At 72.3% G+C, this 22,706-nt stretch carries 21 protein-coding genes and 1 pseudogene; 6 read left to right on the top strand and 16 right to left on the bottom strand.

What is annotated here, in order from left to right:
- The first annotated feature begins 44 nt into the window (after positions 1-44).
- From KSF81_RS10055 to recR, 3 genes are read left to right on the top strand one after another with little or no spacing between them, the layout of a single operon-like run.
- Positions 45-1,943, top strand: coding sequence for a DNA polymerase III subunit gamma/tau (locus KSF81_RS10055; protein ID WP_217381642.1), 1,899 nt, complete (start codon positions 45-47; stop codon positions 1,941-1,943).
- A gap of 8 nt (positions 1,944-1,951) precedes the next feature.
- On the top strand, positions 1,952-2,287 hold the full coding sequence (locus KSF81_RS10050) for a YbaB/EbfC family nucleoid-associated protein (protein ID WP_217378859.1): 336 nt from the start codon (positions 1,952-1,954) through the stop codon (positions 2,285-2,287).
- A 34-nt stretch (positions 2,288-2,321) separates the two neighbouring features.
- Complete coding sequence (gene recR / locus KSF81_RS10045) at positions 2,322-2,918, top strand: recombination mediator RecR (RefSeq protein ID WP_217378858.1); 597 nt, start codon at positions 2,322-2,324, stop codon at positions 2,916-2,918.
- Positions 2,919-2,957: 39 nt separating this feature from the next.
- Here the strand turns inward: recR and KSF81_RS10040 are convergent, their stop codons facing one another.
- The 4 genes from KSF81_RS10040 to KSF81_RS10030 form a co-directional block, all read right to left on the bottom strand.
- Positions 2,958-3,149: a CsbD family protein gene (locus KSF81_RS10040; protein WP_217378857.1), complete on the bottom strand. Its 192-nt coding sequence runs from the start codon at positions 3,147-3,149 to the stop codon at positions 2,958-2,960.
- A 101-nt stretch (positions 3,150-3,250) separates the two neighbouring features.
- Positions 3,251-3,910, bottom strand: a complete 660-nt coding sequence (locus tag KSF81_RS31390) for a transporter substrate-binding domain-containing protein (RefSeq protein ID WP_309139526.1) — start codon at positions 3,908-3,910, stop codon at positions 3,251-3,253.
- Positions 3,801-4,274 (bottom strand): transporter substrate-binding domain-containing protein, encoded by a 474-nt coding sequence (locus tag KSF81_RS31385; protein WP_309139525.1) that lies wholly within the window; start codon positions 4,272-4,274, stop codon positions 3,801-3,803. Before KSF81_RS31385 ends, KSF81_RS31390 begins: the two co-directional genes overlap by 110 nt.
- Before the next feature lie 23 nt (positions 4,275-4,297).
- Positions 4,298-5,635, bottom strand: coding sequence for an aspartate aminotransferase family protein (locus KSF81_RS10030; RefSeq protein WP_217378856.1), 1,338 nt, complete (start codon positions 5,633-5,635; stop codon positions 4,298-4,300).
- A gap of 116 nt (positions 5,636-5,751) precedes the next feature.
- Here KSF81_RS10030 and KSF81_RS10025 point away from each other — a divergent pair, with 116 nt between their 5' ends.
- Positions 5,752-6,156, top strand: coding sequence for a cupin domain-containing protein (locus KSF81_RS10025; RefSeq protein ID WP_217378855.1), 405 nt, complete (start codon positions 5,752-5,754; stop codon positions 6,154-6,156).
- Positions 6,157-6,270: 114 nt separating this feature from the next.
- Here the strand turns inward: KSF81_RS10025 and KSF81_RS10020 are convergent, their stop codons facing one another.
- The 8 genes and pseudogenes from KSF81_RS10020 to KSF81_RS09985 form a co-directional block, all read right to left on the bottom strand.
- The gene (locus KSF81_RS10020) at positions 6,271-7,005 is read right to left on the bottom strand and encodes a DUF4336 domain-containing protein (RefSeq protein ID WP_217378854.1); all 735 of its coding nucleotides are present in this window, start codon (positions 7,003-7,005) and stop codon (positions 6,271-6,273) included.
- A 17-nt stretch (positions 7,006-7,022) separates the two neighbouring features.
- Positions 7,023-8,270: a nucleoside transporter C-terminal domain-containing protein gene (locus KSF81_RS10015; protein WP_217378853.1), complete on the bottom strand. Its 1,248-nt coding sequence runs from the start codon at positions 8,268-8,270 to the stop codon at positions 7,023-7,025.
- On the bottom strand, positions 8,267-9,286 hold the full coding sequence (locus KSF81_RS10010; protein ID WP_217378852.1) for a DNA recombination protein RmuC: 1,020 nt from the start codon (positions 9,284-9,286) through the stop codon (positions 8,267-8,269). The genes KSF81_RS10015 and KSF81_RS10010 overlap by 4 nt, the downstream gene beginning before the upstream one ends.
- A 102-nt stretch (positions 9,287-9,388) precedes the next feature.
- A pseudogene (purH, locus tag KSF81_RS10005) lies at positions 9,389-10,967 on the bottom strand (bifunctional phosphoribosylaminoimidazolecarboxamide formyltransferase/IMP cyclohydrolase).
- 34 nt (positions 10,968-11,001) lie between these two features.
- Positions 11,002-12,147: a glycosyltransferase family 4 protein gene (locus KSF81_RS10000; protein ID WP_217378851.1), complete on the bottom strand. Its 1,146-nt coding sequence runs from the start codon at positions 12,145-12,147 to the stop codon at positions 11,002-11,004.
- A 39-nt stretch (positions 12,148-12,186) separates the two neighbouring features.
- Positions 12,187-13,857, bottom strand: coding sequence for a heparinase II/III family protein (locus tag KSF81_RS09995; protein ID WP_217378850.1), 1,671 nt, complete (start codon positions 13,855-13,857; stop codon positions 12,187-12,189).
- Positions 13,857-14,528 carry a ribulose-phosphate 3-epimerase gene (gene rpe, locus KSF81_RS09990; protein ID WP_217378849.1) on the bottom strand — a complete coding sequence of 224 codons (672 nt, stop codon included), beginning with the start codon at positions 14,526-14,528 and terminating at the stop codon, positions 13,857-13,859. The genes KSF81_RS09995 and rpe overlap by 1 nt, the downstream gene beginning before the upstream one ends.
- Before the next feature lie 410 nt (positions 14,529-14,938).
- Positions 14,939-16,231 carry an RsmB/NOP family class I SAM-dependent RNA methyltransferase gene (locus tag KSF81_RS09985; protein ID WP_217378848.1) on the bottom strand — a complete coding sequence of 431 codons (1,293 nt, stop codon included), beginning with the start codon at positions 16,229-16,231 and terminating at the stop codon, positions 14,939-14,941.
- A gap of 51 nt (positions 16,232-16,282) precedes the next feature.
- On the opposite strand from KSF81_RS09985, the gene KSF81_RS09980 reads away from it, so the two are divergent.
- Positions 16,283-17,983 (top strand): phospholipid carrier-dependent glycosyltransferase, encoded by a 1,701-nt coding sequence (locus KSF81_RS09980; RefSeq protein ID WP_217378847.1) that lies wholly within the window; start codon positions 16,283-16,285, stop codon positions 17,981-17,983.
- Entirely contained in the window at positions 17,980-18,579 is a 600-nt protein-coding gene (locus tag KSF81_RS09975; protein WP_217378846.1) for a DedA family protein, read from the top strand. The genes KSF81_RS09980 and KSF81_RS09975 overlap by 4 nt, the downstream gene beginning before the upstream one ends.
- Positions 18,580-18,597: 18 nt before the next feature.
- On the opposite strand, the gene KSF81_RS09970 is transcribed toward KSF81_RS09975, so the two are convergent.
- The 4 genes from KSF81_RS09970 to leuC are packed head-to-tail and all read right to left on the bottom strand — an operon-like array spanning position 18,598 to position 22,686.
- A complete protein-coding gene (locus KSF81_RS09970) occupies positions 18,598-19,566 on the bottom strand; it encodes a tripartite tricarboxylate transporter substrate binding protein (RefSeq protein ID WP_217378845.1) in 969 nt (322 codons plus the stop codon).
- Positions 19,563-20,654, bottom strand: a complete 1,092-nt coding sequence (gene leuB / locus KSF81_RS09965) for a 3-isopropylmalate dehydrogenase (RefSeq protein WP_217378844.1) — start codon at positions 20,652-20,654, stop codon at positions 19,563-19,565. Before leuB ends, KSF81_RS09970 begins: the two co-directional genes overlap by 4 nt.
- Complete coding sequence (leuD, locus tag KSF81_RS09960) at positions 20,651-21,256, bottom strand: 3-isopropylmalate dehydratase small subunit (RefSeq protein ID WP_217378843.1); 606 nt, start codon at positions 21,254-21,256, stop codon at positions 20,651-20,653. The genes leuB and leuD overlap by 4 nt, the downstream gene beginning before the upstream one ends.
- Positions 21,256-22,686, bottom strand: coding sequence for a 3-isopropylmalate dehydratase large subunit (leuC, locus tag KSF81_RS09955; RefSeq protein WP_217378842.1), 1,431 nt, complete (start codon positions 22,684-22,686; stop codon positions 21,256-21,258). Before leuC ends, leuD begins: the two co-directional genes overlap by 1 nt.
- Between the last annotated feature and the right edge of the window lie 20 nt (positions 22,687-22,706).

Below are 22,706 nucleotides of genomic sequence, written 5' to 3'. Positions count from 1 at the left end.
GGCCAGCGACCTGTTCGGCACCGAAGCCCCCCCCCGCCGAAACCATCCTGCCGGAGGGCCTGCCCGAGCCGCCTCCGCCCGCCGGGCCGGGGCTGTTCGGCGATGCGCCGGTGGCCGAAGCCGCGCCGGTGCCTCTCGTTTCCGTCCCTTCCGTGCCGGTGCCCCTGCCCGGCCCCGCCGGCAGCCCCTACCGGGTCCTCGCCCGGAAATACCGCCCGAGCAATTTCGCCGAGCTGATCGGCCAGGAAGCCCTGGTGCGAACGCTGCGGAACGCCTTCGCGCAGGGGCGGGTGGCGCATGCCTTCATGCTCACCGGGGTGCGCGGCGTCGGCAAGACCACCACCGCCCGCATCATCGCCCGCGCGCTGAACTGCATCGGCCTGGACGGGACCGGCGGGCCGACGCCCGAGCCCTGCGGCATCTGCGCCGAATGCACCGCGATCCTGGCCGACCGCCACCCGGATGTGGTGGAGATGGACGCCGCCTCCAACAACAGCGTGGACGACGTGCGCGAGCTGCGGGAGGCGGTGCGCTACCGCCCGGCCCGCGCCCGCTTCAAGATCTATATCCTCGATGAAGTCCACATGCTCTCCACGCAGGCCTTCAACGCCCTGCTGAAGACGCTGGAGGAGCCGCCGCCGGCGGTGAAGTTCATCTTCGCCACCACCGAATTGCGCAAGGTGCCGGCCACCATCCTGTCGCGCTGCCAGACCTTCCACCTGAAGCGCGTGCCGCAGGCCGAATTGCGCGCGCATTTCGCCGGCATCGCCGCGAAGGAAGCGGTGGCGGTGGAGCCGGAGGCGCTGGCCATGATCGCCCGCGCCGCCGATGGCAGCGTGCGCGACGGGCTCTCGCTGCTGGACCAGGCGATCGCGCTGGGCGGCCCGGAGGCCAGCGTCACCACCGAGGCGGTGCGGGACATGCTCGGCCTCGCCGACCGGGCCCTGGTGCTGGAGCTGATGGAGGTGCTGATGGCGGGCGATATCGCCACCGCCCTCAGCCTCATGGACCGGGCGCATGAGCGTGGCGCCGATCCCGCCGTGGTGCTCTCCGACCTGCTGGAACTGACCCATACCCTGACGCGGCTGCGCGCCGTGCCGGCGCTGCGCAACGACCCCTCGCTGACGGAGGGCGAAAGGACGCGCGGCGCGGCGCTGGCGGAGAAGCTCTCGGTGCCGGTGCTGGGCCGCGCCTGGCAGATGCTGCTGAAGGGCCTGGCCGAGGTGCAGCAGGATGGCGTGGACCGCCGCGCCGCCGCCGAGATGGTGCTGATCCGCCTGGCGCATGTCGCGGACCTGCCGACCCCGGGCGACCTGGTGCGGCGGCTGACCGAGGGCGGCGCCACGGCCGGCGCGCCTCGGCCGGCACCGAATGGCAGCGGCAATGGTGGCCCCGCCGGCATGCGCGCCGTGGCGGGCGGCGGTGTCATGGCCCAGCCCGCCGCCGAGGCCGTCGCCGCGCCCAATCCGCAAAGCTATCGGGAGGTGGTGGCGCTGGCCTCCGGCCGCCGGCCGATGCTGCATGCGCATCTGGTGCATAGCGTCCACCCCGTGCGCTTCGCCCCGGGCCGGCTGGAGATCCGGGTCCTGCCGGAGGCGCCGCGCGACCTGGCCGCCCAGCTCGGCGCGCTGCTCACCGAGCTTACCGGCGACCGTTGGACCATCGCGCTCAGCAATGCCGAGGGCGAGCCGACCCTGGCCGAACAGGGCCGCGTCGCCGAGGCCGGGCGGCGCAGCCTGGCCGAGAGCCACCCGCTGGTGCAGGCGGTGCTGGCCGCCTTCCCCGGCGCCAGCATCGAGGCGGTGCGCGATGCCGGCGCCGATGCCTATGGCCTGCCGCTGGATGCGCTGCCCGCCACGCCGCCGCGCGATGCGGAGGAGGCCGAGGCAACCGAAGCCGAGCCGCCGGACTACGACGACATCCCCCCACCCGAAGACGGATAACCAATGCCATGAAGAACCTCGGCAATATGCTGAAGCAGGCGCAGCAGATGCAGACCCGCATGCAGGAGATGCAGGCGAAGCTCGACGCCACCCTGGTGGAGGGCGCGGCCGGTGGCGGCATGGTGAAGGTCACGCTCTCCGGCAAGGGCGACCTGAAGCGCGTCGCCATCGACCCCAGCCTGATGGTCGCCGATGACCGGGAAGTGCTGGAGGACCTGCTGGTCGCCGCCCATGCCGATGCCAAGCAGAAGGTCGAGGCGCAGATGGCCGAGGAGATGCAGAAGGCCACCGCCGGGCTGAACCTGCCGGGCGGCCTGCCCGGCGGCCTCAAGCTGCCCTTCTAGACCGGGGCCGGCGCCAGGCGCCGTGCCATTGCCGATGATCGAACACGATCCCGTCGAGCACCTGATCGGCCTGCTGGCGAAGCTGCCCGGCCTCGGCCGGCGCAGCGCGCGGCGCGCGGTGCTCAGGATGCTGATGCAGCCGGAACAGGCCATGCTGCCGTTGGCCGCGGCACTGCGCGATGCGGCGGCGGCGGTGCGGCGCTGCCGGCTCTGCGGCAACCTCGATGCGCGCGATCCCTGCGGCATCTGCCGCGACCCGAACCGCGACCATGGCGTGATCTGCGTGGTGGAGGGCGTTGCCGAGCTCTGGGCGCTGGAACGCGCGCATGCGCATCGCGGCCTCTATCACGTGCTGGGCGGCACGCTCTCGGCGCTGGGCGGCATCGGGCCGGAGGATCTGGCGGTGCAGCCGCTGCTGGCGCGGATCGCGGAAGGCGGCGTGGAGGAGGTGATCCTGGCGCTGCCGGCCACAGTGGATGGCGCCACGACGGCGCATTACCTTACGGACAGGCTGAAACCGGCTGGCGTGCCGGTAACGCGACTGGCCCAGGGCGTGCCCATGGGCGGCGCGCTGGATGTGCTGGATGAGGGAACCCTGGCAGCCGCGCTGAAAGCCCGGCGCGCGGTTTAGGAAGGCCAGGGCGCGACCCGCGCCGCGCCCTGGTTGAACTCAGCTCCGGTCCTTGTTCACCGCGTCGCGGGCCGCGTCCTTGACCCCGCCAACGGCGTTCTGTGCCTTGCCCTCGGCCTTGTCCATCTTGCCCTCGGCCTGCATCTTGCTGTCGCCGGTGACGCTGCCGACGGCGTCCTTGACGGCGCCCTTCACCTGCTTGCCGGCGCCTTCGATGCGGTCCTTGTCCATTCCCGTGCTCCTCTGGATGCACGCCGCGATGCACGGCGGCTTCGGGGGTAGAACGCCAGGAAGGGCCGGGGGGTTGCCCCGCCCCTCCCCGGCACGCCCCTTCAACGGAACGGGATCGCGTACATCAAGCCGCCCTGGGTCCAGAGCCCGTTCAGCCCGCGGCGCAGCTTCAGCGGGCTGGCCTGGCCGACATTCCGCTCGAAGACCTCGCCGTAATTCCCCACCGCCTTGATGGCATTGAAGCTCCAGCGATTGTCGAGGCCGAGCCGGGCGCCGAATTCGCCGCTGGTGCCAAGCAGGCGCTGCACGGTCGGGTTCTGGCCGCGCGCCTGCTCCTCCGCATTGGCGGAGGTCACGCCAAGCTCCTCCGCCTCGACCAGCGCGTAATGCACCCACAGGATGATGTTGGACCACTGCTCATCGCCATTGCGGGTGAAGGGGCCGAGCGGCTCCTTGCTGATCGTCTCCTCCAGGACCTGGTAGGCGGCGGGGTCGCGCGCCACCGTCAGCGCCCCGGCCAGGGCGCTGGCATCCTGGGTCATGGCGTCGCAGCGGCCGGCGAAGAAGGCTTCGTACATCGTGTCGATGCGCTCGAAGATCACGGGCTGGAAGCGGATGTTGCGGGCGCGGAAGATGTCGCCGAGATTCAACTCATGCGTGGTGCCCTGCGCCACGCAGATGGTGGCGCCATCCAGTTCCTGCACCTTGCCGACATTGGCATCGCGGCGCACTGCGAAGCCCTGGCCGTCGTAGAAATTCACCGCCCCCCTGGTTCAGGCCGAGCGAGGTGTCGCGCAGGAAGGTCTGGGTGGGATTGCGGAACAGCACGTCGATCTCGCCGGTCTGCAGCGCGGTGAAGCGCGCCTGCGCGGTCAGCGGCACGAAGCGCACCTTGGTGGCATCGCCCAGCACCGCGGCGGCGACCGCGCGGCAGTAATCCGTGTCCAGCCCGCGGAACTCGCCACGGCTGTCCGGCGCGGAGAAGCCCGCAAAGCCCTGCGACACGCCGCAGATCAACTGGCCGCGCTGCTTCACCGCGGCCAGGGTCTGCGATGCCGGGGTCTGGGCGGCAGCGCCCGCCACACCCGCCACGGCCAGCGCCGCAGCCAGAAGCCAGGTTCTCATGCTTCGATTTCCTCCAGAAAAGGTCAGGCGGGCAGGCTGGCCAGCGCGGCGTCGATCGCCGCGCCGAAGTGGTCCAGGATGGCATCGACCTGCGCCGCATCCACGATATAGGGCGGCGCCAGGATGGCGTGGTCGCCCCGCTTGCCGTCGATGGTGCCGCCCATGGGGTAGCAGGCCAGGCCGCGCGCATAGGCTTCCTGCTTCACCCGCTCATGCAGCTTCAGCGCCGGGTCGAAGACCGCCTTGCTGGCGCGGTCGGCCACGAATTCCACCGCCCAGAACAACCCGCGGCCGCGGATGTCGCCGATATGGCGGTGGTTGCCAAGGCGCTCGGTCAGGCCCGCCTCCAGCCGCCGCCCCATGGCCTGGACGTTTTCCAGCAGATGCTCCTCCGCGATCACCTGCTGCACCGCGACGGCGGCGGCGCAGGCGACCGGATGCGCCTGGTAGGTATGGCCATGCATGAAGGCGCCGCTGCCGGCACGCAGCCCCTCGATCACCCGGCCGGAGACGAGGATGCCGCCGATCGGCTGGTAGCCGGCGCCGAGCCCCTTGGCGACGATCTCGATATCCGGCACCACGCCTTCCTGTTCCCAGGCATGCAGCGTCCCGGTGCGGCCCATGCCGCTCATCACCTCGTCCAGGATCAGCAGGGCACCATGCCGGTCGCAGACCGCGCGCATCGCCGGGAAATAGCCCGGCAGCGCGGTGACGCAGCCAAGGGTCGCGCCCACCACCGTCTCGGCGATGAAGCCGATGACATTCTGCGGCCCGAGGCGCTGGAACTCCGCTTCCAGCTCCGCCGCCAGCCGCGCCACATACTGCTCGTCGCTTTCACCGTCACGCCTGTCGCGATAGGCATAGCAGGGCGAGACATGGCTGAAGGCGTCCGAGAGCAGCGGCGCATAGGGTGCCCGGCGCATGGCGTTGCCGCCGGCCGCGAGCGCGCCGAGGGTATTGCCATGGTAGCTCTGCCGGCGGGCGATGAAGCGTGTGCGCTGGGGCTGGCCGATCTCCAGGAAATACTGCCGCGCCATCTTCAGCGCCGCCTCGTTCCCCTCGGAGCCGGAGGAGCAGAAATAGGCATGGGTCAGGCCGCCCGGCGCATGGCCCACCATCATATCGGCCAGTTGCTCCGCGCTTTCGCAGGAGAAGAGGCTGGTATGGGCATAGGTCAGCCGGTCGAGCTGCGCCTTGATGGCGGCGATCACCTTGGGGTGCCCATGGCCGAGGCAGGCCACCGCCGCGCCGCCGGAGCCGTCGATGATCTCCCGCCCCGCCTGGTCATAGAGGTAGATTCCCTCGCCACGCACGGCGATGGGGGGATCGGCGCGCAGGCTGCGATGGACGAGGTGGCTCATGGCGGGTCCTTCCGGCGGACAAGGGCGCCATGATCCATGCGGTGCCCGGCGGCGCAAGGCAGGATTTCCAGGGCCGGCCAGCCTGCGGTAGCGTTCCCGGCTGGAGGACCGAACCCATGCGCCTCGCCCCTGCCCTGCTTGCCAGCCTGTGCGCCCTTGGCCTGCCGGCCGCGGCCCAGGAACCCGGCCTTGCCCGCCCCAACCTGGTGCTCCGCGAGGTGGTGGAGGGGATGCCGCGCGGCGAGCGGCAGGAGGTGCAGGTGATGACCGCCACCATCCGCCCCGGCGACCGCACTCCGTTCCATACCCATCGCTTCCCGGTGACCGTCTATGTGCTGGAAGGCGCCTTCACCCTGGAGATGGAAGGCCGCGAACCCGTCACCGTGCGCGCCGGGCAGGCAATGGTGGAACCGCCGGGCGTGCGCATGACCGGCTACAACCGCAGCGCCGATGCGCCGCTGCGGGTGCTGATCGTCTATGTGACGGAGCCGGGGATGCCTTTCCTCGACCCGGTCCATTAGAGCGTGATCGCTTGAGGTGCTCGCACCGAAAAGCGTGAATCACGCGATCAAACAAAGGCCTGGAGCATGATGCGTGAACGAGGTGAACGCATCATGCTCCAGGCCCGACCGGGCCTAATCCAGCAGCCACCCCCAGGCCCGCCGCAACTGCGCCTTGCCATCCGCCGCGTAGAAGGCGCCATGCGCGAAGATCACCCGCTCCGGCGCCAGGGCGAGCAGCCGTGCCGCGGCCGCGCGGTTCGCCGCGCGCCGCCGGCCGAGCAGCAGGCGAAGCTGGATTGGCGTGCCACCCTCCGGCCCAGCCACACCGAGGGCGCGGACCAGCAGCCGCATGGCAAACGGCAGGCGCGCCGGTTCCATGGCCTGGATGCTGTCGGTCAGCACCAGGCTGTGGCTCGGACGGTGGTGGAAGGCCACCTCCACGAAACCCGGACCGCTGAGCACCGCCTGCTCGATCTCCCCGGCCCAGTCGGGTGGCGGCGCCTCGGCCAGCACGCCATCCACGCGCAGTGCCGCGCCCTGGCGCCGAGCCCGTTCCGCGACCCCCGGGGCGGCCCAGAGCCGGGCCTCGGGGAAGGCCGCCTGCCAGCCCGGCAGATGCGTCCAATGCGCGGTGCCGGGCGCCAGCAGATGGCGCACCGGGCCGCATTCCGCCAGCGCGGCGGCAAGGCCCGGGCTGTGCCGGGTCGGGGAATGCAGCCAGAGCCCGCCATCCTCCAGCCGCAGCACCGTCATCCGCACCGGGAAGGGCAGGCCCAACACGCGCTGCGGCCCGCTATCCACCACCCAGACCCCGGGCGCCACCGGCTTCGGCGTGTCGAGCGGCGGGTAGGTTCCGTCCCGGACCATCGCGGCGCCTCCTTCCTTCAGGGCGCCGTCAGCACCCCCACCGTCGCCCCCGCCATGCAGCAGGCGATGCTGGCCGCCACCAGGCTGGGCAGGCCGAGCGCGACGATCTCCGAGCGCCGCTCCGGGCACATCCCCGCCATGCCCGTCACCATGATCCCAACCGAGCCGAAATTGGTGAAGCCGCACAGGGCATAGGTGAGGATCAGGCGCGAGCGTTCCGCCAGGCCAGCGCCGCCCGAAGCCGCCAGTTCCAGGTAGCTGACGAATTCGTTGATCACCACCTTCACGCCGAGCAGCCGCGCGACGGTCCCCGCCTCCGCCGCCGGCACGCCCATGGCCCAGGCCAGCGGCCAGAAGACCCAGGCGGCGATGCGTTGCAGGGTGAGGCCGGTCAGCGGCTCCAGCATCGCATCCGCCAGCGCCACCAGCGCCACGAAGACGATCAATGAGGCCATGATGCCGAGCAGCAATTGCAGCCCATCCGCGGTGCCACGCACCACCGCATCCATGGTGCCGTCATAGAGGCGGGGCGCCGGGCCTTCCGGCGCCGCCGCGCCGCCCGCCGCACGCTCCGGCAGCATCAGCATCGCGGCGAGGATGGCGCCCGGCGCCGAGACCAGGCTGGCGGTCAGTAATTGCCCCGCCGCATCCGGCACCACGGGCGCGATCATCGTGGCATAGACCACCAGCATGTTGCCGCTGATGGTGGCAAGCCCCGCGACCATCACCACGAAGAGCTCGGCGCGGGTGAGGCCAGCGAGCCAGGGGCGGATCAGCAGCGGCGCCTCCACCATGCCGACGAAGACATTGGCGGCGACCGAGAGGTTGCAGGCCCCGGACAGCCCGAACAGCCAGCGCAAGCCCCGTGCCAGCCCCGCCACCACCGCCGGCAGCACCCGCCAGTGATACAGCACCGCCGAGAGTGCGCCCACCACCAGCACCAGCGGCAGCGCCTGGAAGAACAGGATGAAGCTGCCGCCGGGCGCCAGTTCGGCGAAGGGCAGCGGCGCGCCGCCGAGATAGCCGAAGACCAGAGCGGTGCCCGCCCGCGTAGCCCGCGCCAGCGCCTCCACCGCATCGCCTACCAGGGCGAAGCCGGCGCGCAGCGGCGGGATGTGCAGCAGCGCCGCCGCCACCAGCAATTGGCCGAGCAGCCCGGCCGCCACCAGCCGCGGCCGCACCCCGCGCCGGCAGCCGCCGAGGCCCCAGGCCAGCAGGCAGAGCAGGGGCAGGCCGAGCAGCGCCTGGAGCTGGAGCAGGCTCACTCGGCGGCCCGCATCGGGCCCGGGACATCGATCTCCACCGCCTCGATCCGGGCGCCGGCGGTGGTGATCTTCTGCGCGGTGATCTCGATGCCGTGCAGGTCGCCCTGCGCCTCGGTGAAGTGCCGCTTCAGGCTGGCGACGCGGCGGTCGAGCCGGGTGGTTTCCTCCACCAGCCGCGCCACTTCCCGGCGCAGGTTCCCGGCCTCGGCCCGCAGCCGCACGTCGCGCATCAGCGCCCGCATGGTGCCGAGCACGGCCCACATCGTCCCGGGGGAGACGAGATAGACGCCGCGTCGCGCGGCCTCCGCCACCAGCGCGGCATGGGAGCCGTGCAATTCGGCATGCAGCGCCTCGGAGGGCAGGAAGATCAGCGCGCCCTCGGCCGTCTCGCCGGGGCGGATGTATTTGGTGGCGACGTCCTCCACATGCTTGCGGATATCGGCGGCGAAGCGGCGGGCGGCGGCGGCGCGGGCGGGCTCGTTCGTGGCCTCGCGCTGCGCCCGCCAGGCTTCGAGGGGGAATTTGCTGTCCACCGCGATCGGCCCCGGCGGGAAGGGCAGATGGATCAGGCAGTCGCAGCGCGTGCCGTTGGAGAGGGTGTGCTGCCAGGCGAAGCCATCAGCGGGCAGCCGGTCCGCCAGCATGTCGCGCAACTGCACCTCGCCGAAGGCGCCGCGGGCCTGCTTGTTGCCGAGGATGGCGGCCAGGGACTGCACCTGCCCGCCCAGCGCCTCCAGATTGGCGCGCGCCGCGTCGATGACGGCGAGCCGTTCATGGATGCGCCGTGCGCTCTCCTGGGTGCGGTCCGCCCCCTCGGCAAGCGCGCGCGACAGGCGCTCGTTCTGCGCCGCCACGGCGCCGTCGAGCCGGGCGGAGAGCGCCTCCATGCGGTCGGCCAGCAGCGCCACGCCCTCGCCGCCGCCGCGCGGACGCAGCGCCAGCAGCGCGGCGGTGATCAGCCCGCCCGCCAGGGCGGCGGCGAGCGGCACCAGCAGCGGCAAGACCCAATCCGACAAGCGAGATGCCTTTCACGACATCGGTGCCGCGATGCCCGGTTGCCGCGCCGGACCTCGGCGCCCGTCACCGGTCAAGCCAGAGCCGCCCCGAGTCGCGCCCTATCAGTGCCGAAAGTGTCGCATGCCCGTGAAGACCATCGCCAGCCCCGCCGCATCCGCCGCCGCGATCACCTCGGCATCGCGGATGCTCCCCCCAGGCTGGATCACCGCCGTGGCGCCGGCCGCCGCCGCCGTCTCCAGCCCGTCGGCGAAGGGGAAGAAGGCGTCGGAGGCCACCACGCTGCCTTTGGCCAGGGGCTCCGGCAGCCCCGCCGCCTTGGCCGCGGCCTCGCTTTTCCAGGCGGCGATGCGGCTGCTCTCCACCCGGTTCATCTGCCCGGCGCCGATGCCCACCGTCGCCAACTCCTTGGCATAGACGATGGCATTCGACTTCACATGCTTGCAGACCCGGAAGGCGAAGAGCAGGTCGGCCATCTCCTGCGGCGTCGGCGCGCGCTGCGTCATCACCTTGAGGTCGGCCTCGGCCACCCGCCCGGCATCGCGCGACTGCGCCAGGAAGCCGCCGGCGACGGAGCGGAAGGTGAGGCCCGGCGCCGCCGGGTCCGGCAGGCCGCCGGTCAGCAGCAGGCGAAGGTTCTTCTTCCGCGCGAAAACCGCGCGGGCCTCCTCATCCGCATCGGGTGCCACCACCACCTCGGTGAAGATCGCGGCGATGCGCTCCGCCGCCGCCGCGTCGAGCTTCCGGTTCGCCGCCACGATGCCGCCGAAGGCCGAGACCGGGTCGCAGCGCAGTGCCGCGTCCCAGGCCAGGGCCAAATCATCGGCGATGGCCACGCCACAGGGATTGGCGTGCTTGACGATGACGATGGCGGGTCGCTCGAATTCGGCCACGCATTCGAAGGCGGCGTCGGTGTCGTTCAGGTTGTTGTAGGACAGTTCCTTGCCCTGCACCTGTTCGGCGGTGGCGATGCCGGGCCGCGTTGTGCCATCCGTGTAGAAGCCGGCGCGCTGATGCGGGTTCTCGCCATAGCGCAGCGTCTGCCGCAGCACGCCCGCCAGGGCCAGGCGCGGCGGGAATTCCCTGGCCCTCCTGCTCGGCGAACCAGCGGGAGATCGCCGTGTCATAGGCCGCAGTGCGCGCATAGGCCGCCGCCGCGCAGCGCCGCCGGAGCGCCAGCGTGGTGCCACCCTGCGCCTCGATCTCCGCCTGCACCTCGGCGAATTGCGCCGGCTCGGTCAGCACCGCGACATGCGCGTGGTTCTTGGCGGCGCTGCGGATCATCGCGGGGCCGCCGATATCGATATTCTCGATGCAGTCCTCGAAGCCCGCGCCCTTCGCGACCGTCGCCTCGAAGGGGTAGAGGTTCACCGCCACCAGGTCGATCGGCGCGATGCCATGCGCCTGCATCTGCGCCAGATGCTCGGCCAGGTCGCGGCGGCCGAGCAGCCCGCCATGCACCTGCGGCACCAGTGTCTTCACGCGACCGCCCAGGATCTCCGGGAAGCCGGTATGTTCGGACACGTCCTTCACCGCGATGCCCGCCTCCCGCAGCGCCTTCGCCGTGCCGCCGGTGGAGAGGATCTCGACGCCCCGTCCCGCCAGGAAGCGGCCGAATTCCAGCAGCCCGGTCTTGTCGGACACCGAAAGCAGGGCGCGGCGGATGGGGACGAGGTCGGTCATTTCGGGCACTCCGGCGGAGGCCCGCGGCATAGACCTATAGGCCCAGCAAATCCAGCGTCCGCCCCACCACCTTCGCCTCGTCGAAATGCTCCAGCGCCCGCCCCCGCCCCGCCTCTCCCATGCGCGCCCGCAGCGCCGGGTCCTCCGCCAGCCGCGCCAGCGCCTCGGCCAGCGGCGCCACCTGCATGGGCGGCACCAGGAAGCCCGTCTCGGAGCCTCCCGGCGGCCTCTGGCCGCAGGGCACCACCTGCTCGCGCGGGCCGCGCGTATCGGTGGCGACCACCGGCAGTCCGGTGAGCATGGCCTCGATCACCGACATCGGCAGCCCCTCGAAATGGCTGGGCAGGCAGAAGACATCCGCCGCCGCCAGCACCCGCGCCACATCCGCCCGATAGCCGAGCCGGCGGAAGCGGCGCCCGAGCACCGCCTCGGCCCGGGCGAAATGCGGCTCCAGGTCCTCGCCATGGTCGGTGGCCAGCCGCTCCCCCACCACCCAGAGCGTGGCGCCCGGAACCGCCTCCATTGCTTCGAGCAATTCCGGGTAGCCCTTGTGCCGCACCAGGCGGGAGACGGCGACCACCACGCAATCTGCCTCCGTCGCGCCGAATTCAGCCCTGAGCGCCGCCCGCGCCGCGGGGTCCGGGTGAAACACGCCCGGGTCGCGCCCGTTCAGCACGGCGGTGGCTCCGGCATGGATGCCGAGGCGCCGCGCATCGACGGCCTCCTCCTCGCTGACGGTGAGATAGGTGTCGGTGATCCGCCCCGCCGCCCATTCCAGCCCGAGCGACAGGCCCCGCCGCCAGAAGGGCCCGGGCTGGTTGAACAGGAAGCCGTGGCAGGTATAGGCGATGCGCGGCACCCCCGCCGGCGTTCGTGCCCAGCGGGCCGCCGCCCGCCCCAGCAGCCCGCTGATCGGCATATGCGCATGCACCAGGTCGAAGCGCTCCTCCCGGAACACCTCGAGCAGCGCCCGGAAGGCCCGCGCCTGGGCCACCGGGTTCAGGCTGCGCGCCATCGGCACCGGGATGACGCGGAAGCCCTCGGCGCGCGGCTGGTCGAGCAGCGGCCCCTCGGCGCAGAGCCCCACCACCTCATGCCCGCGCGCCCGCGCGCCGCGCATCAGCGGCAGCAGGAAATGCCGCAGCGAGAAATCGACATTGATGACCTCGGCGATTTTCACGTCGGGGCGAGTTTCACGGCGGCAGGCTGGCGCGGGGCGTCAGCCCTCCGCCGGCTCACCTGGCGCCGTGGCGACGATGCGGCTGATGGCCCATTGCACCGTGTCCTCGTCAGGCTCGGCCTGCAGCACGATCTGGCTGCTCCGCCGCGCCTCGGCGCCGAGATAGAGGCTTTCCTCCACCGCCACCTTCGCGCCCTTGGCCCGCAGCCGCCAGCCATGGCCGGAAGGCAGGCGGAGCAGCACGGATTCGCCATCCTGTTGCGGGCTGGCCGTCACCGCGGGGTGCAGGTGGAAGCGCACCAGGAAGCCGGGGCGGCGGCCGCTGCCCTCCTGCATCTCCAGCATGTCCTCGCCGCGCAGGTCGTCGCCGCTCTCGTGCAGATAGAGGCGGCGGCGGTGGATGGCGCCGAAGGGCTTGCGCCAGCCGTCATGGCTCGCTTCCAGCCATTGCGCGCCATTGGCCTCGTGCCGGTCGGCCTCGACCCGTTCGGGGCGACGACCGAGCCCCTCCTCCTTCAGCTCCGAACTGTTGGTATCGGCCAGCACCATGGTGGAATGCGCGGCGGTGGCGCGCAGCGCGTCCCGCCATTCGGCCTCCGCCGCCGGCGCCGCGCCGCAATTGACGATCAGCCGGTCGCGGCCGACCGACATCTCGAAGCTCAGGGTGCCGGCATGGGAGAAGCGGTCCGCCCCGCGCGGCAGGCCGGAAGCGGCATCCCGCGCCCGCCCGGGGGGCGGCGCGCCGCCATCGGCGATCACCAGGGTGCGGCCGGCCTGGAGGCGGTGGAAGCCGCTTTCCTCCAGCAGCATCGGCGCGCGGCCACGGGCCTGGCCCTGGGTCAGCACCAGCCCGACCAGCGAGGGACCCTCGTCCCGCGTGCCGTTGAACAGCGCCAGCCCGCCATCGCCATGCAGGAAGAGCCGGAGCGCCTGGCCCGCCCGCTCCAGCACCGCGGCCAGGATGGGAGGCGGGTTCAGCCCGGCGCCATGCAGCAGGTTCCGCATCTCGATCAGGTCCTGCAGCGCCAGCAGCAACTGCCCGGGCGAGCGTTCCACATGCCCGCCATCCGGGTGGGATTGCCGGTCCAGTTCGCCGGGCAGGAAGCGGAGCGCCCGGGTCATCCAGGCCTCCTCCTCCAGCGCCACCGCCGCGGCCATGGCGCCCTTCAGCGTCACCAGCGCGCCACGGTGCAGCGCCTCGGCCGGCAGCGAGGCGACCACGGCGCGGCCATCCTGCGCCAGGCGGATCAGCAGCTTGCGGCGGAACCCGTCCTCGGCGGTGGCGGCCAGGAAGTCCCAGTGGCCGAGCCAGGCGGAAACCCGCGCCGCCGCCACCTCCGGCGCCTGCGCCAGATCCTGCTCGGCGCCGCGGGCCAGCCAGTCTTCCGTGAGGTCGCGGGCCCGCATCCGGGCGGCATCGGTGCCGAGCGCGCGGAGGTCGCGCAGCCAGGCGAAGCCATGCGCGGCGCAGCGCCAGGTCAGCGGGCCGGCGGCCGGGTCCCAGCCCTCGGCGGCATCGGCATTGCCCTCGGCCGCGGGGTCGAGCCGGCGGGTGGTGCCGAGGCATTCGAACTCGCCCCGCAGCAGCCGGGCGCCGCGGGCGGCATCGCCCGGCCAGAGGTCGCGGAAGGAGCGCGCCGGAGCATCCGGCACCTTCACCGGCTTGAGACCGGAGAGGAAGCGGCGGGTATTCCGCAGGATCTCGCGCATCAGCGGCCGCCCCCCTCGCCACGCAGGGCGGCGATCGCCGCCGCGTAGTCCGGCGCCCCAAAGACCGCGGTGCCGGCCACCAGCACATCGGCGCCGGCGGCGATGCAGCGCGGCGCGGTGGCGGCGGTGACGCCGCCATCCACCTGCAGGGCGATCTCCCGCCCGGACTGGTCGATCATGCGGCGCAGCGCGGCGATCTTCGGAAGCTGGCTGTCCAGGAAGGACTGCCCGCCAAAGCCAGGATTGACCGACATCACCAGGATGAGGTCGCAGAGATCGAGCACATTCTCCACCGCCGCCACGGATGTTGCAGGATTAAGGACCACTCCGGCCCGCTTGCCCAGGCCCCGGATGGTCTGGAGCGTCCGGTGCAGGTGCGGCCCGGCCTCCGGATGCACGCTGATGAGATCGGCGCCCGCCTTGGCGAAGCCCTCCAGATAGGGGTCGGCCGGGGCGATCATCAGATGCACGTCGAAGGGAATGGCGCAGTGCTGCCGGAGCGCCGCCACCACCACCGGGCCATAGCTGATATTGGGCACGAAATGCCCATCCATGATGTCGAGATGCAGCCAGTCGGCGCCAGCGGCGGCGACGGCGCGGGCCTCCTCGCCCAGACGGGCGAAGTCTGCGGCCAGGAGCGAGGGAGCAATGCGGATGCGGGCGGGGGACATCGGGGCGGTTCTAGCCGCGGGGGGTGCCGGGGGGGAAGGCGGCGCGGCGAGTCGATGCGCGGGCGGCGGAACTCGACAGGGACAGGCTCACGGGAACAGAAACCCATGACCGCCAGCGTTGCACGATCCACCCGTCAGCCTCTCCGTCGCGGGGTTGGGCAACATGGAGGCCCTGCCCAACCGGTCGATGGGCTGGCGGGGCCAGTCTGGCGACCGGGACCGCGCTGGTTGCAAACAGCACGGAGGGCGCCCCTGGCAGAGCGATGCGATAGCCGGGCTCCAAATCCGCCTTCGACGTCCATTCTGGTCCGCCTCCAGCGCTTCTGGAGTTGAGGTTTATTCCGACTTCGGTTTTAGCGCAACCAAAGCGTGCAGAACAATGCCGCCATTCCCGCGCGCGGAACCGCCCTTTATCCCCGCGCGCGGAACCGCGCGACGAAGAACCCGTCCATCCCGCCCCGCTCCGTCCAGAAATCCGGCCGGGTCCGCAGCGTGCCGGCGGGCGTCACCGCCTCCGCCAGCCCCGGCAGCTCCTCTCCCCGCACCGGGTCCGGCACCAGTCCAAGCCCCGCCGCCGCGGCCAGATGCGCCTCTCCCTCCTCCGGCAGCAGCGAGCATGTGGCGAAGACCAGCCGGCCGCCCGGCGCCAGCAGCCGCGCCGCCGCCGCCAGCAGCGCCGCCTGCACCGCCGCCATCGGCGCCACGTCGCGCGGGCGCTTGAGGTGCGGCACGTCCGGGTGGCGGCGGATGGTGCCGGTGGCGGTGCAGGGCGCATCCAGCAGCACGGCATCGAAACGGGCGCCGCCGGCGTCCCAGCCGGTGGCATCCGCCTCCACCACCTCGGCGGCGAGGCGCAGCCGGGCCAGGTTCTCGCGCAGCCGCAGCGCCCGGCGCGGGTCGCGCTCCACCGCCACCACCTGGCCGCCGGCCGCGGCGAGCTGCGCCGTCTTGCCGCCTGGCGCGGCACAGAGATCGGCCACCCGCTCCCCCGGCCGCACCGCCAGCAGCCGCGCCGGCAGGGCGGCGGCGGCGTCCTGCACCCAGAAGCCGCCCTCGGCGAAGCCGGGCAATTCCGTCACCCGCGTCCCGGCGGGCAGGCGCAGGCTGCCGGTGGGCAGCGCCTCGCCGCCCTCGGGCGGGGTGGCGCCGGGAGCCAGGGTCAGGTCGAGCGGCGCCTCCTGCCGGTGCGCCGCGGCGATGCCGCGCACCGCCGGGCCATAGGCGGCGTGCCAGGCGGCCCAGAGCCAGGGCGGGGTGTCGAGCCGCTCCGCATCCAGCCCCTCCAGCGCCGCCGGCCCGGCCTCCGCCACCCGCCGCAGCACGGCATTGGTCAGCCCCGCGAAGGGCCGCGGCACCAGAGACACGGCGCTGCCGACGGCGGCATGCGGCGGCGTGCCGAGCAGCAGCAATTCGGCGGCGCCGATGCGGAGCGCGTGGCGCACCACTTCCGGCGGCTCCCGCCGCAGCCAGGGCTCCAGCACGGCATCGAGCGAGCCGGCGCGGCGCAGCACCATGGCGGCGATCCGGTGGCCGGCGGCACGGTCCCGGGTTTCGATCTGGCCGGGCAGGGCATCCAGCGCCTCCTCCAGCGGCCGGCGGCGGGTCAGCACCGCCTCCAGCAGGGAGAGCGCGGCCCGGCGGGCGGGGGAGGCGCCAGGGGAGGCACCGGCGGAGGCGGCGGGGGCGCGAGGGGGTCTGGGCATGAGGCTCGGCTTTATGGCCCCCCGGCCCCTGGCGTGCTAGTGCGCCGGCCCATGCATCTCTCCGCACCCGCCGGCCCGGACCGTTCCCTCGGCACCGTGCCGGATGCGCTGCAACGCCGCCCGCGCCTGGCGCTGGCCTTGCTGTGCCTGCTGCTGTTCCTGCCAGGCTTCTTCACCCTGCCGGCCACCGACCGCGACGAGGCCCGCTTCGCCCAGGCCAGCCGGCAGATGGTGGAAAGCGGCGACCCCGTGCGCATCCATTTCGGGGCCGAGGAGCGGAACAAGAAGCCGGCCGGCATCCATTGGCTGCAATCCGCCTCGGTCCTGGGGCTGGAGGCCGCCGGCCTCGGCAGCCGCGCCGATATCTGGGCCTATCGCCTGCCGAGCCTGGCGGGGGCGCTGCTGGCGGTGCTGGCCACCTTCCATTGGGGCCGGGCGCTGGTCGGGCGGCGGGCCGCCTTCCTCGGCGCCGCCATGCTGGCCTCCTCCCTGGTGCTGGTGGTGGAGGCGCATATCGCCAAGACCGATGCGGCGCTGCTGGCCAGCATCGCCATTGCCATGGGGCTGTTCGGCCAGGCTTATCTGCGGCCCGGCGCCTTCACCGCCCGGCAGGCGGCGGGGTTCTGGCTGGCGCTCGGCCTCGGCGTGCTGCTGAAGGGGCCGATCGGGCCGATGGTGCCGCTGTTGGCCGGCATAACCCTGGCGCTGACGGACCGGGGCGCGCCCTGGCTGCGGGCGCTGCGGCCGCTCTGGGGCGTGCCGCTGATGCTGGCAGCGGCGGCGCCCTGGTTCATCGCGATCGGCATCGCCACCGAGGGGCGCTTCTTCACCGAGGCGGTGGGCGGCGACATGCTCTCCAAGATCGGCTCGGGCGAGGAGAAGCACTGGGGGCCGCCGGGCTACTACCTGCTGAGTTTCGGGATCGCCGCCTTCCCCTCGGCCTGGATCGTGCTGATGGCGCTGCCTGCCGCCTGGCGCGACCGGCTGAACCCGCCGACCCGCTTCCTGCTGGCCTGGATCGTCCCCTCCTGGCTGGTCTTCGAGGCGGTGCAGACCAAGCTGCCGCATTACACCCTGCCGCTCTACCCGGCGCTGATGCTGCTCGGCGCCGCCTGGGCGATGGACCCGCTGCGGCGCCTGCCGCGGCGCTGGTGGCGCGGGCTGGCGGTGGCAACCCTGGTGGGCGTGGCGCTCGGCATCGGGCTTGCGGCGCAGGCGGCCTCCTGGTTCGCGCTGCAGCGCCTGCTGCCGGGCGGGCTGCTGGCGCTGGTGCTGGCCATCGCCCTGCCCGTGCTGGTGCTGCGCGCGGCCTGGTCCGGCCGGGCTTCGGGCGATTACGGGCGGGCGGCCCTGCTCGGCGTGCTGCTGGCGATGCCGCTGCATGCGGCGCTGCTGGAGGGGGTGGCGCCGCGCCTCGCGCCGCTCTGGATCGCGCCACGGCTGGAGGCGGTGCTGGCGGCGCGGGCGCCGGGGCTGGCGGCAGGGGATTTCGGCATCACCGGCCATTCGGAACCCTCCGTGCTCTTTGCCGTCGGCGGGAAGACCAACCTCCTGCGGACCGGGGAGGATGCCGCGCGCTTCCTTGCCGCCGCCCCCGGCCGCGTGGTGGCGGTTGGCGACCGCGCGGAAGCCGCCTTCCGGCGGGAAGCCGCGGCGCTTTCCCTGGCGCCTGAGGAAATCGGCACGGTGGGCGGCTTCAACTATTCCCGGGGGCGCTGGGTGACGCTGATCCTGTTCAGGATCCCGGAATGATCGAATGGGCGGCGGGCATCGTGGTGGCCGGCGGCCTGCCGGGCGTCTTCCTGCTGATGGTGGCGGAGAACCTGTTTCCGCCCATGCCCTCCGAGGTCATCATGCCGCTGGCCGGTTTCACCGCGGCGCGTGGGCAGATGTCGATCCTGGGCGTGATCGCGGCCGGGGTGGCGGGCTCGGTGGTGGGCAATGCGGCCTGGTTCGAGCTGGCCCGAGCCTTCGGGGCGGAGCGCATGCGCCGCCTGGTGGACCGCTACGGGCGCTGGGCCGGGCTCGGCCGCGCCGAGGTGCTGAAGGGCGAGGCGGCGCTGCGCCGCAACGGCCCGGCGGCGGTGTTCCTGGCGCGCATGATGCCCGGCATCCGCACCGCCATCTCCATCCCGGCCGGGCTGGTCGCGCTGCCGCGACGGGTCTTCTACATCTGGACCATGCTCGGCACGCTGCTCTGGACCGGCGGGCTGGCGCTGGCGGGCTATGCGCTGGAGGACAAGTTCCATCTGGTGGAGGAATGGGCGGGGGTGATCGGCCTCGGCATCATGGGCCTGGTGCTGGGCGGGCTCGGCCTGCATATCTGGCGGGCGCGGCGGGCAGCATAGGCCGGGCCGGGTACGGCATCAGCCGAGCGTGATGCCCGCCTCCCGCACCACCTGCGTCACCACCGGGCGCTGCGCCTCCAGCCAGGCGGCGAAGGCTTCGGGCGGATTGCCGATGAGTTCGGCGCCGAGCGGGTCCATGCGGGCGCGCACCACCGGGTCGCGGCAGGCCTCCGCCACCGCGGCGGCCAGGCGGTGGACGATGGGGGCGGGCACGGCGGCGGCGGCGAAAAGACCGTTCCAGTCGTTCATCTCATAGCCCGGGAAGCCGCTTTCCGCGATGGTCGGCACATCGGGCAGGGAGGCCGCGCGCCGCGCGCTGGTGACGGCCAGAATCCGCGCCCGCCCGGCCTGTACCGGCGGCCGGATCGAGGAGGTGGTGATGAGCACCGCATCCACCACGCCGGCGGTGATGTCCCGCGCCGCATCGGCGCCGCCGCGATAGGGCGCATGCACCAGCCGGATGCCGGCCAGGCGCTGGAACAACTCGCCGGCCAGATGCCCCATGCCGGCGGCGGGAGGCGTGCCGTAGCTGATGGTATTCGGCCGCGCCTTGGCCAGCGCGATGAACTCCGCAAGGGTCCGCGCCGGGAAATCCTGCTTCACCGCGATCACCTGCGGGAAGCTGGCAAGCTGCGTGACGGGCGCGAAGGCGGTGCGGTAGTCGAAGGGCAGATCCCGCATCAGCAGCGGGTTGGTGATCTGGTTGGCCGCATCCACCAGGAAGCTATAGCCATCGGCCGGCGATTGCAGCAGCGCATTGGCGGCGATCAGCGCATTGCCGCCGGTGCGGTTGTCGATCACCACGGACTGGCCGATGATCTCCTGCACCCTGGCGCCGATCGCCCGCGCCGCGGTATCCGCCGCGCCGCCGGCCGCGAAGGCGACGATCCAGCGGATCGTGCGGTTGGGCCAATTCTCCTGCGCACGCGCCACGAAGGGCGTGGCGAGCGCGAGGCCGAGCGCCGCGCGGCGGGGGATGCGGGTCATGCGGCTTGCCCCTTCAGGCTGGTGATGGCGGCGGCGACGGCATCGCCCATCGCCTCGGTGCCGAGCAGGGTGGCGCCCGGTTCCATGATGTCGCCCGTGCGGCAGCCCGCGGCCAGCACCTGGCGCACCGCGCGCTCCACCAGCGCCGCCGCCGCCTCCTGCCCGCCGGAATGGCGCAGCAGCATGGCGGCCGAGAGGATGGAGGCGAGCGGATTGGCCAGGTCCTTCCCCGTGATATCGGGAGCGGAGCCATGCACCGGCTCATAGAGCCCGCGCCCCTCGGCATTCAGCGAGGCGGAGGGCAGCATGCCGATGGAGCCGGTGAGCATGGCCGCCGCATCGGAGAGGATGTCGCCGAAGATATTGCCGGTGACGATCACGTCGAAATCGCGCGGCCGGCGGATGAGGTGCATCGCCGCGGCATCCACGTATTCGTGGCGCAGCTCCACATCCGGGAAGTCGCGGGCCACCTCCGTGACCACCTCGCGCCACAGCACGCTCGTTTCCAGCACATTCGCCTTGTCCACGGAGCAGAGCTTGCCCCGGCGCTTGCGCGCCGCCTCGAATCCGGCTCGGGCGACGCGGGCGACCTCCTGCTCGGTATAGCGCATGGTGTTGATGCCGATGCGCTGGCCACCGGCCTCGCGGGAGATGCCGCGCGGCGTGCCGAAATAGATGTCGCCGGTGAGTTCCCGCAGCACCACCAGATCGACCCCCTCGATCACCTCGCGCCGCAGGGTGGAGGCGCCGAGCAATTCGGGGAAGGCGAAAACGGGGCGAAAATTGGCAAAGAGGTCCAGCGCCTTGCGCAGCCGCAGCAAGCCGTGGCCGCCGCGGCTCTCGGCCGGGCGCAGGTCGCTGGCATAGGTGCCGGCGGCGCCGAAGAGGATGGCATCGGCCTGGCGCGCGATGTCGAGCGTCGCCTCCGGCAACGGGTCGCCGGCGCTGTCGAAGGCGGCATCGCCGATCAGCGCCTCCGCCATCTCAAATTGCGGGCCGCTATTGGCGCTGAGGGCGCGGAGCGCCTTCACCGCCTGGGCGGTGACCTCGGGGCCGATGCCGTCGCCGGGGAGAACGGCAATTTTCATCGCGTATTCTCCCTACCGTAGCGGCGCTCGAAGGCCGCGATATCCTCCTCGAAGGTGAGGGTGAAGCCAAGCTCGTCCACGCCTTCCAGCAGGCAGTGCTTGGCGAAGGGGTCGATCTCGAAGCCATGCACCTGCCCATCCGGGAAGGTCACGGTCTGGGCGGGCAGGTCCACCCGCAGGGTGGCGCCGGGCCGCGCCTCCAACTGCGCCGTCAGCTCCGCCACCGCCTCCGCCGGCAGCACCACGGGCAGCAGCCCGTTCTTCAGGCTGTTGTTGTAGAAGATGTCACCGAAACTCGGCGCAATGGCGCAGCGCACGCCGTAATCATGCAGCGCCCAGACCGCGCTTTCGCGGGACGAGCCGCAGGCGAAATTGCGGCCGCCCACCACCACCTTCGCCTCCCGCCATTCCGGGCGGTTCAGCGGGAAATCCGGGCGTTCCTCGGGGCTGCCGGGCAGGCGGCGGGCGTCGTGGAACAGGAATTGCCCATGGTCGATCTCGCGCGGGCGGGAGAGGAAGCGCGCCGGGATGATCTGGTCGGTGTCGATATTCGGGCGTGGCAGCGGCACCGCCACCGCTTCCAGATGCAGGAAGGGGTCCATCAGGCGTCTCCCCGCATCAGGCGGCGGACATCGGTGAAGCGACCGGTGACGGCGGCGGCGGCGGCCATGGCGGGGCTCAGCAGATGCGTCCGCGCCCCCGGCCCCTGCCGCCCCATGAAATTGCGGTTGGAGGTGGAGGCGACGCGCACCCCCGGCGCCGCGATATCGCCATTGGTGCCGAGGCACATGGAGCAGCCCGGCTCCCGCCATTCGAAGCCGGCAGCACGGAAGACCTCGTGCAGCCCCTCCGCCTCGGCCTGGCGCTTCACGGGTTCGCTCCCCGGCACCACCCAGGCGCGCACGCCCGCCGCGACCTGGCGGCCGCGCGCCACGGCGGCGGCGCTGCGGAGATCCTCGATCCGGCTATTGGTGCAACTGCCGATGAAGACCCGCTCCACCGGAACCTCGTCCAGCGGCGTGCCGGGGGTAAGGCCCATATAGTCCAGCATGCGGCTCACCACCTCGCGCCGCTCGGCATCCGGCGCGTCCTCGGGGCTCGGGATGCGGCCATTGATGGGCAGTGCATCCTCCGGGCTGTTGCCCCAGGTGACCATGGGGGCGATCGCGGCGGCGTCCAGCGTGACTTCCCGGTCGAAGACGGCGCCGGGGTCGCTCGGCAGGGCCCGCCAGCGCTCCAGCGCGGCCTCCCAGGCGGCGCCCTTGGGGGCGTATTCGCGGCCCTGCATATAGGCATAGGTGATCTCGTCCGGCGCCACCATGCCGGCGCGGCCCCCGGCCTCGATCGACATGTTGCAGAGCGTCAGCCGTCCCTCCATCGAAAGCCCGCGGATGGCGCTGCCGGCATATTCGATCACATGGCCGGTGGCGCCGGCGGCGCCGATCTCGGCGATGATGGCCAGGATCACGTCCTTCGCCGTCACCCCCTCGCCAAGCTGGCCCTCCACGCTGATCCGCATGGTCCTGGGCTTGCGCTGCCAGAGTGATTGCGTCGCCAGCACATGCGCGACTTCCGTGCTGCCGATGCCGAAGGCCAGCGCCCCCAGCGCGCCATGGGTCGAGGTATGGCTGTCGCCGCAGACCATCAGCAGACCGGGCTGGGAGAGCCCGGTCTCCGGACCCACCACATGCACGATCCCCTGGTCCGGCCCGCCTAGGCCGAACATACGGATGCCATGCTCGGCGGTGTTGCGGGCCAGCTTCTCCACCATCTCGCGGTGGCGGGGGTCCTGGATCTCCTCCAGCCTGCGGCTGTCGGTGGCCACGTAATGGTCGGGCGTGGCGAAGACCCGCTCGGGCGCGCGGGGCTTCAGCCCACGCTTGCGCAGCATGTCGAAGGCGGTGGCGCCGCCGTCATGCAGCAGGTGCCGATCCACATAGAGCAGGGTCTGGCCGTCCTCGCGCTCCAGCACCTGGTGGCGGGACCAGATCTTCTCGAACATTGTGCGCGGCGGCTCAGCGGTGCCGGCCATGGCGCCCTCCCCTCAAACAT

The sequence above is a fragment of the Siccirubricoccus sp. G192 genome (assembly GCF_019084075.1).
Classification (GTDB): Bacteria; Pseudomonadota; Alphaproteobacteria; order Acetobacterales; family Acetobacteraceae; genus G192.
This window is presented reverse-complemented; position numbering and strand designations above follow the sequence as displayed.